Source organism: Micromonospora sp. D93 (genome assembly GCF_018070365.1).
GTDB lineage: Bacteria > Actinomycetota > Actinomycetes > Mycobacteriales > Micromonosporaceae > Micromonospora > Micromonospora ureilytica.
Genome location: NZ_JAGPXW010000003.1, coordinates 246,948 through 263,961, shown reverse-complemented (window position 1 = coordinate 263,961; position 17,014 = coordinate 246,948). Strand labels below are relative to the sequence as shown.

Here is a 17,014-nt window from a genome sequence, read left to right as displayed (position 1 = left end):
GGTGGTACGACTGGGGCGGCGGTGAGCAGCTGCGGGCCGGGGAAGGATGACGATGGCGGGCAGGCTTCCGGGAGGGCTGCTGCTCCGGCGGGAGAACCCGGGCAAGGCGTCGTTCCTGGAACTCTTCTTCGACCTGGCGTTCATCTTCGCGCTGACCCGGTTGTCCCGGACGCTGCTCGACGACCCCAGCATCAACGGTGGCTTCGAGGTGCTGCTGATGCTGGCGGCGCTCTGGTGGGTGTGGTTCGTGACCGCCTGGTCGGCGGACTGGTTCGACCCCCGCGCCCCGCTGATCGTCGTACTGCTGCTCTGGACGATGTTCGGTGGCCTGCTGATGGCCGCGGCCGTACCCACCACGTTCGACGAGCACGCCATGGTGTTCGCCATCGCCTACGTGGCCATCCACCTGGGTCGGGGGGCGATCCTGATCCCCGCGCTGCGGGGGCACCCGCTACAGGTGCGCAGCCTGCGGGTGGCGGTCTGGTTCGCGATCTCCGGAGCGCTCTGGGTGGTCGGGGCGGCCGTCGCTCCGGCCCGGGAGGTGCTCTGGGCGCTGGCACTGCTGCTGGAGTACTCCCTGGCACGGCTGCGCTGGCCGTTCCCGTGGCTCGGACGCAGTACCTGGCCGGAACTCCAGGTGAACGGGAGGCACCTCTCCGAGCGGTACCAACAGATCTTCATCATCGCCCTGGGTGAGCTGATCCTGATCGCCGGTGTCACCTACAGCGCGTCCAGCCTGGACCGGGACAGCACTGTGGCCTTCGCCCTGGCGTTCGTGACCGCGGTGGCCCTCGCCCGGCTCTACCTGGTGCCCGCCGGCGGGCGGCTGGGCGCCAGAATCGAGGCGGAGGGCACGTCCGGCAGCAAGTTGACGCTGATGGCGGGCTACCTGCACCTCGTCATGATCGCCGGTGTGCTGGCCACCTCGGTCGCCATGGAGATGACGATCGGCCATCCGGAGGAACACAACACGGGGCAGACGACAGTGGGCGTCATCGGCCCCGCGTTGTTCCTGACCGCCCGGATTCTGCTCGCCATGATGGTCGACGGCAGCCGGCCCTGGGCGCGCCTGGTCGGTGTGCCGGCCATCATCGTGGGCGGCCTGGCCACCGTGCGGTCTCCGCAACTGGTCAACAGCGCCGTCGTCGCCGGGGTGCTGCTGCTGATCGTCCTGTTCGACGCGATGCCGGGACTGCGGCGGTTCATTCGCCAGTCCGGCAAGAGCGACGCGTCCGACCAGCGGCGACACGGGTAGCTGCCCCGATGTCGGAGAGAAGACGGCAGCGGGGCGACCAACCGCGCGCACCCGACGTGGTGGAGTTGCGGGTGCACGGCGTGTCCGGGGCGGACCCCACTGTCATCCTCGACCAGGCGCAGGTCCGGCAGGTCGCCGGCGACGGCAGCGGGGGCTTCCACCGCGCCGCCCGGTCGGACGGCGGCGGCCCGGACGGGGTGACGCTGGAGGCGTACCGCTGGGGTGATCTGCCCTCGGGCACCGTCGGCCGGACCCTCGCCATGGTCTTCCTGCTGCCGTTCATGCTCAGCAACGTGGCCGTGTGGATGCGCCCCACGGGCCACCGCCGAGCCGGCTGGGTCACCGTGCTGTGTCGGCTTCTCGCGCTCAACCTCACAGTGCTGTACGTGGTGTCCATCGCCGGGGTCGCCCTCGACCTGCTCGCCTGGCGGTGTCTCGGCGCGGCCCCCTGCCGCGCGCCCTTCGACACCATGGCCGGGCTCGACGGCCGGCACGTCGGGCAGCGGCTGGCCGTGCTGGCGCTCCTGCCGATCGCCGCCATCGGGGTCCTGCGCCTGCTCGGCACCCGTCGGTCCGGCCCGGCCGACAATCCACTGTGGGCCGTGGAGCCGCTGGTGCACAGGCTGCGCGCGATCCACGTCGCCGCCGCGCTCGCCGTACTCAATGTCGTGTTGCTCACGGCCCGTCGCGCCGGCGGTGCGACGTTCTCCACGACGTTGCTGCTGGCGCTCAGTGCGGCGGTGTTGCTGGCCTGCGTCGGTCTGCTCGCCGTTCCGGGGATGATCGACCGGGCGGCGACCGCGCGAACGGCCACCTGGACCGCCCGCACGTTGGGCGTGGTGGCGGCCGGCCTGAGCGTGGCGACCCTCGCCACCGTGGCGGTCGACCGGCGCGCCTGGTTGCCGGCGGCCGGGCTGCCCGGCTACGGCGGGATCGCGGGTGTCGCGCTGTTCGGCCAGATGGTGCTGCTGGTGCTGCTCAGTGGGGTGGTGCTGTGGCACCACGGTCGGGTGGGCGGCCGGTCAGCGCTGCCCGATGGCCTGGGCGCGGCGGTCCTCGCCGCCTTCGCGGTCGGCCTGACCGGCGCGCTCTCCGCCGGCCTCGTCTACCAGACGGGGGAGTTGCTCGGTGGCTACCGCGGTGACGGTGGGCCACCGCTGCCGTATCGCTGGACGCTGCTGGCCTTCTTCCTGCACGTGGTCGCGGCGGTGCTGCTGTGTGGCGCGTTGACAGTGGTGTCGCTGCGCCGCCGGCGGCGTGCGGCGGCGGCGATCACCGCCCGGGACTTCCCGGTCGTGCCGCCGGAGGCGGTCGGTCGGCTGCGGCTGACGACGAAGACCATCGCCCAGGCGCGGTTCACCGAGTGGTTGGGTCTGCTGGCCGCCACCTACGCGGCGCTCGCGGTGGTCGGACTGGCGACGAGCCTGGTGGGGAGTACCGGGCGCGACCCGGAGGAGTTGACCCGGCAGCTGTTCGGGCTGCCGGTCGGAGCCGTCCAGATGGGGCTCAGCGGCGGCAGCTACCTCCTCGCCGCGTTGCTGGTCACGCTGTTGGCGGGTGGTGTGTTCGCCTACCGGACCGTGTGGTTTCGCCGGCACGTCGGCATCCTGTGGGACCTGGGCACCTTCTGGCCCCGGGCCGCGCACCCGTTCGCGCCGCCGAGCTACGCGGACCGGGCGGTGCCGGAACTGGCCGACCGGATCAGCCAACTGACCGAGCGACACGTCGGGGTGTTGCTCTGTGGGCACAGCCACGGGTCCGCGCTGCTCGCTCTCGCGGTGCTGCGGCTGCCCCCGCGCGTACGTCAACGGGTCGCCCTGCTCACCTACGGGTCACCGCTGGACCGCCTGTACGCCCGGCTCTTTCCGGCCTACCTCAACGAGGAGGTGCTGCGTGAGGTGGGGGAGCGCGTCCAGTGGCGGTGGCTCAACCTCTGGCGGGACACCGACCCGGTCGGCGGCTGGGTCTTCGCCGCGCACCGCCCCGGCGATCCGCCTCCGGACCCGGACGATCCGGCTAGCCAGGTCGACAGGCGGTTGCGGGACCCACCGGACCTGCTGCCGGCGCCGGGGGAGCGGTCCGCGACGCCGCTACGGGGACATCATCCGGGCGAGTGCGACAGCGAGTTCCGGGCGGCGGTGCGCGAACTCGCCGAACGCCTGCGTGATGCTGGCTGAGCCGTGCCGCCGGACCGAACAGTGCGGGGACGCGACGTGGCTCAACGTTCCATTTCGGGAATCCGGTCGGACTCCGCCACCGTCGCTCGGACCTTCCGCAGCGTGGCGTCCGGGGCACGGATGGCGGCACGCCAGCGGTCCAGCGTCCGAGTGAGCACCCGGACCACGAACTGCAACTGGTTGACCTGCTCGCGGAGCGTGCCCAGCTCGGACCGGGCGCTGAGCGCCTCGCCCTCCAACTGGTTGACCCGGGTCTGCAACGGCTGCACGAGGGTCAGGGCGGCCTCGGTGAGCGTGTCGGCGGCATCGGCCTTGAACTTGCCCCGCTGCACCACGACGGTGGCGATCGCGGCCAGGCCGGTGCCTCCGCCGAGGATGCCGAGCACGCTGAGCGCCACCTGCACCCAGTGCGGTGCGGCGGGCGCGGGTGCGGTGTTCACGTCACACCTGCCTGGAGCTGTTCGTACGGGACGGTTTCGCAGGCTCGGGCCAGACGACGCAGGTCGATGGCGATCTGCGCGGCCCGCCAGAGCGACCCGACCGTCACCGCCATCACGAACGCCGCCGCGACGATGGAATTTCGTCCCGACATCACCAACACGGCAACCGCGTACATGCCGGTGATCGTTCCGAGCACCAGCACCGACGCGAGTTCGAGGCCGAGCCCGGTGGAGAGCCGGCCGGGCCACAGGATGCCCAGTAGCCCACCCACGCCCACCGCGATCAATCCGAGCTCCCAGGCGGCCTGGATGGGCGCTGGCATGGACGTCTGAACAGACGTCGGCCGGACGTCGAGGGTCATCATCAGAATGCCGCAGAGAGGCGCCGCGACCAGGACAGCGATCTCGTACGGTTGGTGGCGGGATCGGATACGTAGGTTTCCCACGGCAACTCCTTGGTCCAGGACCGGCGTCCGGCAGCGGCTGGTGGACCACTGCCGTTCGGGGATCGAGACTGTCGGGCTGCGGTCCGTGCGGCGAAGCCCAGCGGCGCGTTGCCCGTGGACGGTCGTTGAGGCGAGAAGATGGAGCGACTCGACGTCGTTGGCTGCCGGTATCTGCCTGTGTATCACCGATGACCGGTTCGCGTCCACCTGGTGTAACGTCGTATTTCCGCAGGTCAGGAACCTTTTAGGCTTGTTTCGATGCCGTGGGCGCAAGAAGTGCGACCCGGTCACTTCACCACCTCGGTGGCGAGGAGAGTGTCGGATATCTTGCCGAGGGTGACAGTGGTGTGGCCGGGTCGCCGATCGATCAACGGGCGAGCAGGTCCCGCAGCGCCCGGAGCACCTCGGCCGGCGCCTCCTCGGCCATGAAGTGTCCGCAGCCGACCGTCTGGTGGTCCAGGTCCGGCGCCCAGGCCCGCCACACCGCCGCCGCGTCGTAGCCCAGCGCCGCGCCCCAGTCCTGCTGGAGCACCGTCACCGGCATCCGCAGCTGGTTGCCGGCCGCCCGGTCAGCGGCGTCGTGGGCCACGTCGATCCCGGCGGATGCCCGATAGTCGGCGACGATCGAGGGGACCGCGTCACGTGACGCGCGCAGGTACGCGGCCCGCACGTCCGCCGGCAGGGCCTCCGGATCACGGGTCCAGACGTCCAGGAAGTGCCCGAAGAAGGCGTCCGGGCTGCCGGCGATCAACCCTTCGGGCAGGCCGGGCGGCTGCGCCATCAGGTACAGGTGAAACGCGACAGCGGCGTTGACGCCGTGCAGCACGTCCCACATGTCCAGGGTGGGTAGCACGTCGAGCAGGGCCAGCTGAGTGATCGCCGCCGGATGGTCGAGGCCGGCGCGGAACGCGACCAGGGCACCCCGGTCGTGCCCGGCCAACGCGAACCGGTCATGACCGAGCGCGCCGGCCAGCGCCACGATGTCGGCGGCCATGGTGCGCTTGGCGTACCCGACGCCGTCGCTGTCGAGGGGTTTGTCGCTGTCGCCGTACCCCCGCAGGTCGGGGCAGATGACCGTGTGGTCGGCGGCCAGGTCGGCCGCGACGTGCCGCCACATGAGGTGGGTCTGCGGAAAGCCGTGCAACAGCACGATCGCCGGCCCGGAACCGCCCACGGCGGCGTTGAGCGTCACCCCGTCGGCGACGGTGACGCGTCGGTAGTCGAATCCGTTGATCCTGGGGTCCACGGGGAACCTTCCTGGTGAGCAGTGCCGGCGGGGGCGGTGGCCCGTCGCCGTCGTACCTCGTCGAGCCTGCCCGGAGGTCATCAGCAGCCGGTCAGCGTCGAATCAGTGCCGGCCGGACCACGCGCCTAGGGTGGTGCCATGACCAGGCAACTGACGGCGCCCGTCGTGGTGACCTTCGGTGTTCTCGGGCCGGTGATCGCCGCGACCGAGCGCGGCCCGGTCCCCCTGCGGGGCCACCGGCAGCGCCTGGTGCTGGGCCGGCTGTTGATCGCCCACGGTCGGGTGGTGCCTGTGGATCGGCTCGTCGACGACCTGTGGGAGGTCCCACCGGACGGCGCGGTGGGCGCGATCCGGACCTTCGTCGCCGACCTGCGCCGGGCCCTGGAACCCGATCGACCACCCCGGCAACCGCCAGGGATCCTGGTCACCGAGCCACCCGGGTACGTGCTCAAGGCCGCCCCGGAAACGGTGGACGCCGGACAGTTCGAGGCGGCCGTCGGGGAGGCGGGCCGACTGCTGGCGGCGGGACGCCCCGGGCCGGCCCTGGCCGCGCTGGAGACGGCACTCGGGCTCTGGCGGGGGCCCGCCTACGCCGACTGCGCCAACGAGTCCTGGGCGGTCGCGGAGATCAACCGGCTGAACGAGTTACGGATGCTCGCCGTCGAGCGACGGGCGGAGGCGCTCCTCGCGGTGGGCCGACCGGACGACGCCGCCGCGGACCTACCGGCGCACCTGGCCAGCCACCCGCTGCGCGAGGACGCCTGGCGGCTGCTCGCGGTGGCCCGGTACCGCGCCGGCCGGCAGGGCGACGCGCTGGCCGCGCTGCGGGAGGCCCGCCACGTCCTGGTGACCGAGTTGGGCGTGGACCCGGGGCCCGAGCTGCGGCGACTCGAAGCCGACATCCTGGCCCAGGCGCCGCACCTCACCCCGCCCCCCGAACGGGCCGCCACCCCCGACCTCCGGGAGGTCGCTCGACCCGTCGAGGTGGGGCAGCGCCCGTTCGTCGGCCGCGACGCCGAACTGGAGCGGCTGCGGCGCGCCGCCGCAGCCGCGTCCCGACGCCACCAGCCCACGCTCGCCCTGCTCAGCGGCGACCCGGGCGCCGGCAAGACGGCGCTGGCCGAGGCCCTGACCCGGCGCCTCGTCGCGGACGGCTGGACCACGGCGTGGGGACGCAGCCCGGAGTACGAGGGCGCCCCACCAGCGTGGCCGTGGACCCAGATCACCGACGCGCTCGCCGGGCCGGCCGCCCCCGTCGTCACCGTCGAGCCGGCCGCCGGCTCGGCGGGCCCCGCCGAGAGCCGGTTTCGCCGGCACCGTGCGGTGGCGTCGCTGCTCTCGGCGGTCGCCGACCGAGAGCCGGTCCTCCTGGTCCTCGACGACCTGCACCGCGCCGACGGTGACACCCTGGACCTGTTGACCGCACTGCTCACCGGCCCGCAGCCGGTCACCGGTCCGGTGCTGATCCTCGGCACCTACCGGGCCACCGAGATCAGCCCGGAGCTGACCGCCACCCTGGCCCGCGCCGCCCGACTGGAACCGGTCCGGGAATATCTAGCCGGTCTGCCCGCGTCGGCGACCGGTGAGCTGGCCGGCGCCATCGTCGGGGCCGAGCTGGACCCGGCCACCGCCCGGTCGATCCACAGGCGCAGCGGCGGTAACCCGTTCTTCGTCCGCGAACTGGCCCAGCTGTACGCGGCTGCGGGGGAGGCGGGTCTGGCCGCCGTGCCGCCCGGGGTACGCGACGTGATCCGGCACCGGTTGGCGCAGCTGCCCGCCTCGACCCGTACCGTGCTGCGGCAGGCGGCAGTGCTCGGCCGGGACCTCGACGCGGACGTGCTCGGCACGTTGGCCGGTGACCCGACGGCGGCGCTGGAGGCCGTGGACCGCGCCCTGGCGGCCGGGTTCCTCACCGAGAGGGAATCCGACGGGCGGCTGCGCTTCACCCACATCCTGGTCCGCGACACGCTCTACGCCGACCTGTCCGCACCGCGCCGCTCCGCCTGGCACGCGGCCGTCGCCGAGGTGCTGCGACAGCGGGAACCCGTCGAGCCGGCGGCCCTCGCGTACCACCTGCTGCGCGCCGGTGGGCCGGTCGCCGCCGCCCAGGCGTCGACGTACGCCAGGTTGGCGGCCGAGCGGGCCGAACGGGGCGGCAGCCCGCACGAGGCGGCCCGCCTGTGGGGCCAGGCGATCGAGGCGTACGACCGCGCCGGCGGGACCGAGCCGCGCGGGCGGGTGACCGCGCTGCTCGGACTGGGGCGGGCGCTGGCCGTGACCGGCCGGCTTGCCGAGGCGCGGCGACGGCGAGCCGAGGCGATCACCGCCGCCGAGTCCACCGGCGATCCCCTGCTGATCCAGGAGGTGCTCGCGGGCTTCGACGTGCCCGCCAGCTGGACGCGCAACGACGACGATCTGCTCTCCGGGCACATCGTCCGAGCCGCCGAACACGCCCTGACCGCGCTCGGCCCGACCGGTTCGGCGCAGCGCAGCCGGCTGCTGAGCACCCTCGCGCTGGAGCTGCGCGGCACCACCACCGATCGTGGCCGCCGCGCCGCCGACGAGGCCGAAACTATTGCCCGCGACATCGGCGATCCCGGGCTGCTGGCCTTCGCGCTCAACGCCCGCTTCATGCACGCCTTCGAGCGCGTCGGTCTGGCCGACGAACGGGCCCGGATCGGTGTCGACCTGGTCGACCTGGCCGCCCGGCACCATCTGGTGACCTTCGAGGTGCTCGGCCACCTCGTCCTGGTCCAGGCCCACTGCGCGCTGGCCGACCGGCCCGGCGCCGACGCGCACGCGCGCGCCGCCGACCGCCTCGCCGAACGGTACGAGCTGCCGTTGGTCGGCGTCTTCACCCAGTGGTACGCCGCACTGCGCCTCGCGCTCGACGGTCAGTCGGCCGCGGCGGCGGACGCGTACCGGGCGGCGGCCGATCGAATGCCCGCCGACGGTATGCCGGGACTGGCCCAGGGGTTGCTGCCGCTCGCCCTGCTCGGGCTGAGGCTGGCCGACGCCGTCAGCGACGACTCACCGGCAGGCGACGCCCGGTTGGTCCCCGAGCTGCGACCGATTCCCGGGCCGGACGACGAGGACTGGGCGCGGCTGGACTGGGGCCCGCACGAGCCCTGGGTCCGACCACTGCTGCTCGCCGCCGCCGGCGACCCCAGCGGCACCCGGGCGGCGCTGTGGGCCCTGCCGGACGGGCCGCACGACCTGCTGCGGGAGGTGCGGCTGTGCCTCACCGCTCGGGCGGCGCTGGCCATCGGCGACCGGCCAACCATGGAACGCGTCGCCGTCGCGCTCCGCCCGGCCGCCGCCGAACTGGCCGCCGGCAGCGGGGTGGTCACCGTCGGCCCGGTAGCCGGGCACCTCGCGGATCTGGCCGCTGCGCTGGGCCACGACGAGGAAGCCGCCGAGTACCGCCGTACCGCCAGGGTGCTCACCGCGCGCGTCCGCGCCGAGCACCCAACCTGAGCGCCACCAGGCGAAGGCTGCCCGATGCCAGGGCCGGCACCTCATTTACTGAACGGGCCGACGCTGGTGACCATGCCCGATGCTCTTCATGGCCAGCTTCCACAACGCCGAGGCGGCGCACTACCCCACCGCCTGGCAGCCGCACCGCTCCAGGGGCCACGTACTTCGTAGATCTTGGACACTTTCCGTTACGGCGTAACGGAAACTGTCCAAGATCTACGAACGACCGCCAAGCCGAACGCCGGGCCGCGCCTGTCGCGCCGCGACGGCCGGAATCTGTGAAGCACGGCCTTGGCCCGTACGCGTCGGGTAACGCTCCTTAGGCCCCGGTTTGCTGACCACTGTTGGTGCCGGGGCGACCCGCAGCCCGGCTTTGATCACGTACAGCTCACGCTTGGCCGTGGCCAGCCCTCGCGCGTCGAGGACGTACCCCGAAACCCACACCCACCCGTTGTACGGGTCGACCTCGCCGATGGACCCCAGCCGCATCATCAGCGCCCGGTCCCCGGTGAACTGCACCGAACAGTCCGGGCCGATGAACACGACGTCTCCGGCCTTCACGGCAACCAACCGATGAACCTGCGTCGGAGCACATCCGGGGGTGCCCAGCTCAGCCGATCGCATCCCTCGCACAGCCACAGTGGCAGGACCGGTGCGTGTGTGGTCATCGGCTTTCACCTGGCCAGTGGCCCCGGTTGATTGGGATCTTGTGTCTGGCACGACAGGGCAGCTCGTTCCCGCACTTGTAGACGTTGCGCCACCTGACCCACGACCACACCGGCTTATGCCTGCGCGCCAGGGTCATGGCTACTGCCGCGACGTACTCGTTGAAGCTCACCATCGGCACGTCTCCAACCTACGTTACTGGGTACGCTGGGTGTACCTACGATACCCCGTGTCGTCTCATGAATCCCCCTGCGTGTTCTCTGGAATGCAGGGAGGACGACCGATGGCTGAGCCGCTCTATCAACAGATCGCAGACGACATCACGAGACAGATTGAGTCGGGCGTGTTGAAGCCTGGCGACAAGCTGCCCAGCACATCTCAGCTCTGCGCGCTCTACGAAGTGAGTGAGACAGTCATCCGCTTCGTCATGATCCAACTTAAGGCTCGGGGCTTGGTGTATGGCCAGCCCGGCCGAGGGGTCTACGTCACGGCGCGCGACTAGCGCCGGCCACTGAACAGGTCTGTTAGCTGGGCAAGGCGCACGGCGAAACCACGACCCATGCCGAGAAGTAGCCCGTAGCTCTTCTCTCCCGGCTCACGCTTTCTCCCGGTGCCCGGTCTCGTGCCGCACGACACGCCCCTGCTCGGGCTACCCGGCGACTTGCCGGTTTCCGCCGGAACCCACCGCCGGGTGCGGTCAGATGGAACCGTCGGCGCGTCCGCCGTCGGCCATGGTCCGAGGGGGGAGTACGCGTGGAGGCGCTCATCCTGATCGTGGCGCTCGGCGTCACAGTCCTCGTCGGCACCACCCTCGGCGGTCGGTACCGGGTCGCCCCACCGGTCCTGCTCATCGCGTTGGGCGTGTTGCTCGGGCTCACACCGCCGCTGTCCGAGGTCACCCTGGAACCGGACCTGGTCCTGCTGATCTTCCTGCCGGCGATCCTGTACCGGGAGAGCCTCACCATCAGCCTGCGCGAGATCCGGGCGAACCTGCCGGTGATCGGGTTGCTGGCCGTGGTGCTGGTGGTGCTCACCATGGTCACGGTGTCGCTCGCGGCGCAGGCGCTCGGGGTGAACCCCGCCGCCGCCTGGGTGCTCGGCGCGGTCCTCGCGCCGACCGACGCCGCCGCGGTCACCGGCCTGGCCAAACGGTTGCCCCGGAAGCTGCTCACCACCCTGCACGCGGAGAGCCTGGTCAACGACGGCACCGCGCTGGTGATCTTCGCGGTGGCCGTGGCTCTGCTCAGCCAGAGCGCCGAGCCGGGTGTGCTGGGTATCGGCGAGGAGTTCGTCGGCGCCAGCGTCGGCGGCGTGGTCGCCGGTCTGCTGGTGGGGGCCGCCGTGGTGCTGATCCGCAAACGGCTCGACGATCCGCTGCGCGAGGGCGCGCTCAGCGTGCTGACACCCTTCGGCGCCTTCCTGCTCGCCGATTCGGTGCACGCCAGTGGTGTGCTGGCGGTGGTGGTCGCCGGCCTGGTGCTGGCCTACGCCGGCCCTCGGGTGATCCGCGCCCGGTCCCGGGTGCTGGCGTACGCGTTCTGGGACCTGACCACGTTCCTGATCAACGGCGGGTTGTTCGTCCTGCTCGGCACGCAGATTCCCCGCGCGGTCCGGAGCATCACCAGCACCTCGCCCGAGCGGGCTCTGGTGATCGTCGTCGTGGTCACCCTGGTCGTGATCGGCACCCGCCTGCTCTTCGTCTACCTGACCGCGCAGTCGGCCCGGGTACGCCGCCGGCGGATGGTGGACCCGAGCCAGGGGCCGTCGACCTGGCGGGTGGGGACGGTCGCGGGCTGGTCCGGCTTCCGGGGTGCCGTGTCGCTCGCCGCCGCCCTGGCCGTCCCGACGGTGACTGTCGACGGCCGTCCGGTGGTCGAACGCGACCTGATCATCTTCGTCACCGCGCTGGTGATCGTGCTGATCATGCTCTTGCAGGGCACCACCCTGCCACTGGTGGTGCGCTGGGCCGGTCTGAGCGGCGACCCGGAACGCGTCGACGAGGCCCGCAACGCCCGGCGGCGGGCCACCGAGGTGGGCCTTGCCGCTCTTCCCCAGGTCGCCGCCGAGGTCGGTGCCCAGGACGACTCGGTACGTCGGTTGCAGGCCGAGTACCAGCGGCATCTGGCCGACCTCGACGAGAGCGGCGGCAACACCGCCGAGGAGCGCCGGCTGGAGCGGCGGCTGCGCCTCGGCGTCCTCGCCCACAAGAGGCGGGAGGTCACCCGGCTGCGCGACAACCGGGAGATCGACGACCTGGTGCTGCAGGAACTCCAGGCCGCGCTGGACAACGAGGAGATCCGGCTGCTGGGGCGCGGGCCCAACGAGTGACCGTCGGCTCAGAGCACCTGGTCGAGAAACCGGCGAAGCCGCGGATGCTCGGCCCGCTCGAAGATCGCCTCGGGTGGGCCGGCCTCCAGCACCACGCCCCGGTCCATGAAGGCCACGGTGTCGGCGACCTGCCGGGCGAAGCCCATCTCGTGGGTCACCACCACCATGGTCATCCCGGCGGCGGACAGGTCGGCCATCACCCCGAGGACGCCCTTGACCAACTCCGGGTCGAGCGCCGAGGTCGCCTCGTCGAAGAGCATCACCTCGGGCCGCAGCGCCAGCGCGCGGGCGATCGCCACCCGCTGTTGCTGACCGCCGGAGAGCTGCGCCGGCCGGGAGTTCGCCTTGCCGGCCAGCCCCACCAGCTCCAACTGGGCGCGGGCGACAGTCTCCGCCTCGTCCGCCCCGAGCTTGCGCAGCCGGCGCAGCGCCAGCGTGATGTTGCGCAGCACGCTCATGTGGGGAAAGAGGTTGAACTGCTGGAACACCATGCCCACCCGCTGCCGCAGCGCGTCCGGGTCGTCGCCCAGCACACTGCGCCCGTCCAGCAGCACGTCGCCCCGGTCCGGTTCGATGAGCCGGTTGATGGTGCGCAGCAGCGTGGACTTGCCCGACCCGGACGGGCCGATGACGCAGGCCGTCGCACCACGCGGCACCGAGAGGTCGACGCCGCGCAGCACCCGGTTCGGTCCGAAGGCGAGGTGCACGTCGCGTACGTCGAGGCTGACCGAGGTCGTCGTGGCGGTGGTCATCGCCGATCTCCTTCCGTCGCGGCGTACGACGCGGTGTCGTCGTCCTCCTCGGTCGACGCGGTTGCCGGCCGACCGTTGCGCAGCCGCCTGTCGATCCAGTTGACGACGTGCGTCAGCGGAACGGTCAACGCCAGGTAGCAGAGCCCCGCCAGCAGCAGCGCCGACTCGTTGCCGGTGGTGGCCGCGTAGTCCTGCCCGATCCGGAACAGCTCCCGTTGGCTGGCCACCAGGCCGAGGAAGTAGACCAGGCTGGAGTCCTTGATCAGCGCGATGAGCTGGTTGACCCAGGCCGGCAGCACCCGTCGGATCCCCTGCGGGATGATCACCACCCGCATCGCGTCGGCCCAGGAGAAGCCGAGTGCCCGCGCGCCCTCCAACTGGGCGGCCTCCACCGACTGGATACCCGAGCGGAAGATCTCCCCGATGTACGCGGCGGCGATGAGCGACAGCGCCAGGATGCCCAACGGGTAGGGATCCGGTCCCCAGACCTGCATGCCCAGCGGGGCCAGCCCGACACCGATCAGCAGGATCGTCGCTGCGGCCGGTAGTCCCCGGAACACGTCGGTGTAGACCCGCGCCGGCCAGCGCAACCAGCGGCTGCGGGAGATCCCGGCGACGGCCAACAGCAGGCCCAGCACCGAGCCGAGCAGGGCGGCGGAGACCGCCAGGATCAGCGTGTTGGGCAACCCGACGGTCAGCATCTCGGGCAGCGCCTCGCGCATCGCGTCCCAGTCGAAGAAGGTCTCCCACAGGGTGCTCAACGGATCCATCGGTCGCCCCTCCTACCGCCCCGCTCGCTCGTCACCGGCTCAGGACGCGGCCGACGCGGACGCCGACGGCACGGCCGGCGCGGCCGGCGGCTTCACCGTGCCGCTGCCCGGCGTGAAGTCCGCCGGGATCGGTCGGCCCGGGTAGTACTGCGCCTGCAACCGGCTCCAGGTGCCATCGGCGACGACCTCGTCGAGGCCCTTGTTCAGCGCCTCGCGCAGCTTGTCGCCGCCCTTGGCGACGGCGTACGCGGTCGGTGCCGGGCTGAGCTGCTTGGCCGCCACGGTGATCTTGCCGTTGCTGTCCGTGGCGGACTTCTCGCCGATCTCCGCCGGGGCAATCCAGGCGTCGGCGGTACCCGCCTTGAGCTGGTTGATCGCACCGTTGTAGTCCGGCACCCGCACCGGGTTGAGCTGCTTGCCGGTGGCGTAGTCGTCCTGGACGGTGCCCTGCACCACCACTACCCGCTTGCCAGCGAGCTGGTCGAAGCTGGTGATCGGAGAGCCGGCCGGGACGTCCAGGCCGAAGTAGCCGAAGTCGTAGCCGTTGCCGAAGTCGACTGTCTTCTTGCGGGCCTCGGTGATGGTGATCGAGGAACTGCCGACGTCGAACTTCCGGTTGTTGACCTGGCTGAGCAGCGCGGAGAAGTCGGTGCCGACGAACTCGACAGTGAGGCCGAGCTTGCCGGCCACGGCGGTCAGCAGGTCGTTGTCGAAGCCGGTGAACTTGCCGTCCTTGAGATACACGTTCGGCGGGGCGTCGGTCAGCGTGCCGGCGCGCAGCACGCCCGGCTGCGCCAGACCGTACGGGTTGGCGGTGGCGTCGGACGAGCTGTCGTCGCCGCAGGCGGTGAGGGCGGTGGCGGCCAGGATCGTGGCAGCGCCCAGGGCGGCGGCGCGGGTCAGGGCAGGAAAGAGTCGCACGGGTGTCTCCGAAGGGTGGTGTCTCGGCGCGCACGGACGTGCGCCACCGACGGCGCGCCCGCTGGGCGTACCGGTGGGAAGGAGCTCGGGAAGGGGTGTGCTAGAGCGCGGTGCCGCGACGACAGGCGGCGCTGCACATTCGCATCATGTCCACGTGCCGTCGCCGGGTCAGTGCGGGCGACTGTCGACCGGTGCGGGAGGCCGCGACGTCGGTCGGTGGGGTGGTGCTGAGGATGCGCATGGTTCTCCCGGGTCTGTGCTGACCTGGGTGCCAGGCCACGCTTGCACCGACGTCGTGCCGGTGCCTGGTCTTCACCCGGGGCACCCCACCGCGGAGGAGGGTTGCCGGCCAGCGAGCCGGGGCTTCGCGCTGGCACTCATGACCTGCGCAGAGGCTAGCAGCAGGAACGGGTGGGTCGTCCAGTCGGTATGACCACGCTCACCGTGCGCGGCGGGCTGCCCGCTCGCAGGTCAGCCGGCGTGCACGTGCGGTCGACGGTGCGGGTCGGGCTCCTGGCGGCGCAGGATCTCCCGGGTCACCGAGGCGATGGCGCCCTGTCCGAACGCCAGGTAGCGCAGGAAGTTGCGAGTCGGGCCGCCCTCGGACCACTCGAAGTAGATGTGCGGGCGTCGCCGGCTGCGGTCGCGGATCTCCAGCAGCAGGGCGGCGAGCGCGGTGGGCACCGACGAGCTGGCCAGGCTGAGCACCGGGAAGCGGCCGTCGACCACGCCGCCCCGGACCAGCAGCTCGGCCTCGAAGTCGGACGGGTCGGTGACAGTGACCTCGACGAAGATGACGTCGCTGTCGTCGGGGAAGTCGTTGTCCGCCATGGTCTGGGCCAACTTGGCGCGGTACTCCGCCTCGTCACGCCTGTCGGGTTCGTGGGCGATGAGACGGATCCGCCGTCCGGCCCGTTCGTCGATCATCCGGGCCGCGACCGGGTCCAGCTCGACGTGGTCGACGCGCAGCTCGTAGGCCCGCATCAGCCGGGACAGCACCGAGACCAGGATGATCCCGCCGATGAAGCAGGCGGCGATCTTGACACCGTCCGGGCGCTCCACCACGTTCGCCAGCGTGGTGTAAACGAAGATCACCGCGATGACTCCGAACGCGATGGTGCTGCCACGCTGACGCCGCCGGAGCGCCGCGAGCGTCACCGCCGTCGCCGCCGAGGTGATCAACACCAGGACCCCTGTGGCGTACGCGCCGCCCTGCGCGTCCACGCTGGCCTCGAAGACGATGGTGATCAGGAACGCCACGGCGGTGAAGACCAGCACCAGCGGCCGGACGGCTCGCGCCCAGGTTGGCGCCATGCCGTAGCGCGGCAGGTAGCGCGGCACGAGATTGAGCAGACCAGCCATCGCCGATGCCCCCGCGAACCAGAGGATCCCGATGGTGGACAGGTCGTAGATGGTGCCGAACACCTCGCCGAGGTGGGCGTGCGCCAGGTAGGCCAGCGCCCGCCCGTTCGCCGGCCCGCCCGGCTGGAAGGCGTCCGGCGGGATGAGCACTGTGGTCGTCACGCTGCTGGTGATCAGAAATACGCTCATGATCACCGCCGCGGTGGTGAGCAGCCGGCGCGCGCCACGGATCCGGCCCAGCGGTCGTGCCTCCGAGTCCTGCGGGTCGCCCCGTACGCTCGGCATGACCGCCACCCCGGTCTCGAAGCCGGACAGACCCAACGCCAGCTTCGGGAAGACCAGCAGCGACAGCCCGACCACCAACCACGGATCGCCGTGCCCGGTGGTCAGCATGGTGGTCCAGTCGCCGACCGCGCTCGGATGCGTCACCACCCGCCACAGCGCGTCGGCCACCACCACCGCGTTCAGCGTCAGATAGATCGCGACCAGGACGACGGCGATCCCGATGGCCTCGGTGAATCCCTTGAGGAACACCACGCCCAGCAGCGACACGAGCAGCAGCGTGACCAGCACCTCGTGCCCCTTGAGCCCGCTCGGCCAGAACGGGTTCTCGTCGATGTGCGCCGTCGCGTCGGCGGCCGAGAGGGTGATGGTGATGATGAAGTCGGTGGCCGCGAAACCGAGCAGCACCAGCACCAGCAACTTGCCCGGCCAGTAGCTCAGCAGGCGTACCAGCATCGCGATGGAGCCCTCGCCGTGTGGGCTCTCCACCGCCACCCGCCGGTAGACCGGCAGCGCCCCCAGCAGGGTCACCAGCACCAGCACCAGCGTCGCCACCGGCGAGAGCGCCCCGGCCGCCAGCGCCGCGATGCCCGGCTGGTAACCCAGTGTGGAGAAGTAGTCGACACCGGTCAGGCACATCACCTTCCACCACGGGTGGTGCCGGTGCTCCGGCGGGCGCCCGTGTGGCCCCGGGTGCTGCACGGCCTGGTCCGAGCCGGCGGCGAGTAGCCACCCCCGCAACCGGCCGGCACGTCTGTCGACCTCCACCGGCGCGTCCCCCGTCATCCCGCCCACGGTCACCGTGAGTATCCGCCCGCCGGGCCGCCCCCGTCCGCCGGTGCGCGGAACCCAGCCGACGCCCCGGCGGGTTTCGGGCTCAGGACAGGGGGGA

Annotated in this window: 14 protein-coding genes and 1 riboswitch; of the genes, 5 read left to right on the top strand and 9 right to left on the bottom strand. The window is 71.7% G+C overall.

Translation table 11 applies throughout. The features are described from left to right. Positions 1-52: 52 nt before the first annotated feature. Positions 53-1,255 (top strand): low temperature requirement protein A, encoded by a 1,203-nt coding sequence (locus KBX71_RS05615; protein ID WP_210816860.1) that lies wholly within the window; start codon positions 53-55, stop codon positions 1,253-1,255. Positions 1,256-1,263: 8 nt separating this feature from the next. After that, positions 1,264-3,432 carry a hypothetical protein gene (locus KBX71_RS05610; RefSeq protein ID WP_210816859.1) on the top strand — a complete coding sequence of 723 codons (2,169 nt, stop codon included), beginning with the start codon at positions 1,264-1,266 and terminating at the stop codon, positions 3,430-3,432. Between the two features lie 41 nt (positions 3,433-3,473). On the opposite strand, the gene KBX71_RS05605 is transcribed toward KBX71_RS05610, so the two are convergent. The 3 genes from KBX71_RS05605 to KBX71_RS05595 form a co-directional block, all read right to left on the bottom strand. Beyond that, entirely contained in the window at positions 3,474-3,872 is a 399-nt protein-coding gene (locus tag KBX71_RS05605; protein ID WP_210816858.1) for a hypothetical protein, read from the bottom strand. Beyond that, positions 3,869-4,318, bottom strand: a complete 450-nt coding sequence (locus KBX71_RS05600) for a hypothetical protein (protein WP_210816856.1) — start codon at positions 4,316-4,318, stop codon at positions 3,869-3,871. The genes KBX71_RS05605 and KBX71_RS05600 overlap by 4 nt, the downstream gene beginning before the upstream one ends. Positions 4,319-4,685: 367 nt before the next feature. Then, positions 4,686-5,564, bottom strand: a complete 879-nt coding sequence (locus KBX71_RS05595; protein ID WP_210816854.1) for an alpha/beta fold hydrolase — start codon at positions 5,562-5,564, stop codon at positions 4,686-4,688. Positions 5,565-5,702: 138 nt separating this feature from the next. Between KBX71_RS05595 and KBX71_RS05590 the strand changes: the two genes are divergently transcribed. Next, on the top strand, positions 5,703-9,041 hold the full coding sequence (locus KBX71_RS05590; RefSeq protein WP_210816852.1) for a BTAD domain-containing putative transcriptional regulator: 3,339 nt from the start codon (positions 5,703-5,705) through the stop codon (positions 9,039-9,041). 216 nt (positions 9,042-9,257) lie between these two features. Here KBX71_RS05590 and KBX71_RS05585 read toward each other — a convergent pair whose 3' ends face one another. After that, on the bottom strand, positions 9,258-9,611 hold the full coding sequence (locus KBX71_RS05585) for a hypothetical protein (RefSeq protein ID WP_210816851.1): 354 nt from the start codon (positions 9,609-9,611) through the stop codon (positions 9,258-9,260). 379 nt (positions 9,612-9,990) lie between these two features. Here KBX71_RS05585 and KBX71_RS05580 point away from each other — a divergent pair, with 379 nt between their 5' ends. Both KBX71_RS05580 and KBX71_RS05575 read left to right on the top strand, forming a co-directional pair. Then, complete coding sequence (locus KBX71_RS05580; protein WP_210816850.1) at positions 9,991-10,209, top strand: winged helix-turn-helix domain-containing protein; 219 nt, start codon at positions 9,991-9,993, stop codon at positions 10,207-10,209. Between the two features lie 251 nt (positions 10,210-10,460). Then, the gene (locus tag KBX71_RS05575) at positions 10,461-12,035 is read left to right on the top strand and encodes a Na+/H+ antiporter (RefSeq protein WP_210816849.1); all 1,575 of its coding nucleotides are present in this window, start codon (positions 10,461-10,463) and stop codon (positions 12,033-12,035) included. An 8-nt stretch (positions 12,036-12,043) separates the two neighbouring features. On the opposite strand, the gene KBX71_RS05570 is transcribed toward KBX71_RS05575, so the two are convergent. From KBX71_RS05570 to KBX71_RS05550, 5 genes are all read right to left on the bottom strand, one after another. Next, positions 12,044-12,787: an amino acid ABC transporter ATP-binding protein gene (locus KBX71_RS05570; protein WP_210816848.1), complete on the bottom strand. Its 744-nt coding sequence runs from the start codon at positions 12,785-12,787 to the stop codon at positions 12,044-12,046. Beyond that, on the bottom strand, positions 12,784-13,557 hold the full coding sequence (locus tag KBX71_RS05565; RefSeq protein WP_210816847.1) for an amino acid ABC transporter permease: 774 nt from the start codon (positions 13,555-13,557) through the stop codon (positions 12,784-12,786). The genes KBX71_RS05570 and KBX71_RS05565 overlap by 4 nt, the downstream gene beginning before the upstream one ends. A 39-nt stretch (positions 13,558-13,596) precedes the next feature. Next, positions 13,597-14,478, bottom strand: coding sequence for an ABC transporter substrate-binding protein (locus KBX71_RS05560; RefSeq protein WP_210816846.1), 882 nt, complete (start codon positions 14,476-14,478; stop codon positions 13,597-13,599). 100 nt (positions 14,479-14,578) lie between these two features. Then, entirely contained in the window at positions 14,579-14,719 is a 141-nt protein-coding gene (locus tag KBX71_RS05555) for a hypothetical protein (protein WP_167493100.1), read from the bottom strand. Between the two features lie 32 nt (positions 14,720-14,751). After that, a riboswitch (SAM riboswitch) is annotated at positions 14,752-14,863 on the bottom strand. An 86-nt stretch (positions 14,864-14,949) separates the two neighbouring features. Beyond that, entirely contained in the window at positions 14,950-16,908 is a 1,959-nt protein-coding gene (locus KBX71_RS05550) for an amino acid transporter (protein WP_210816845.1), read from the bottom strand. Between the last annotated feature and the right edge of the window lie 106 nt (positions 16,909-17,014).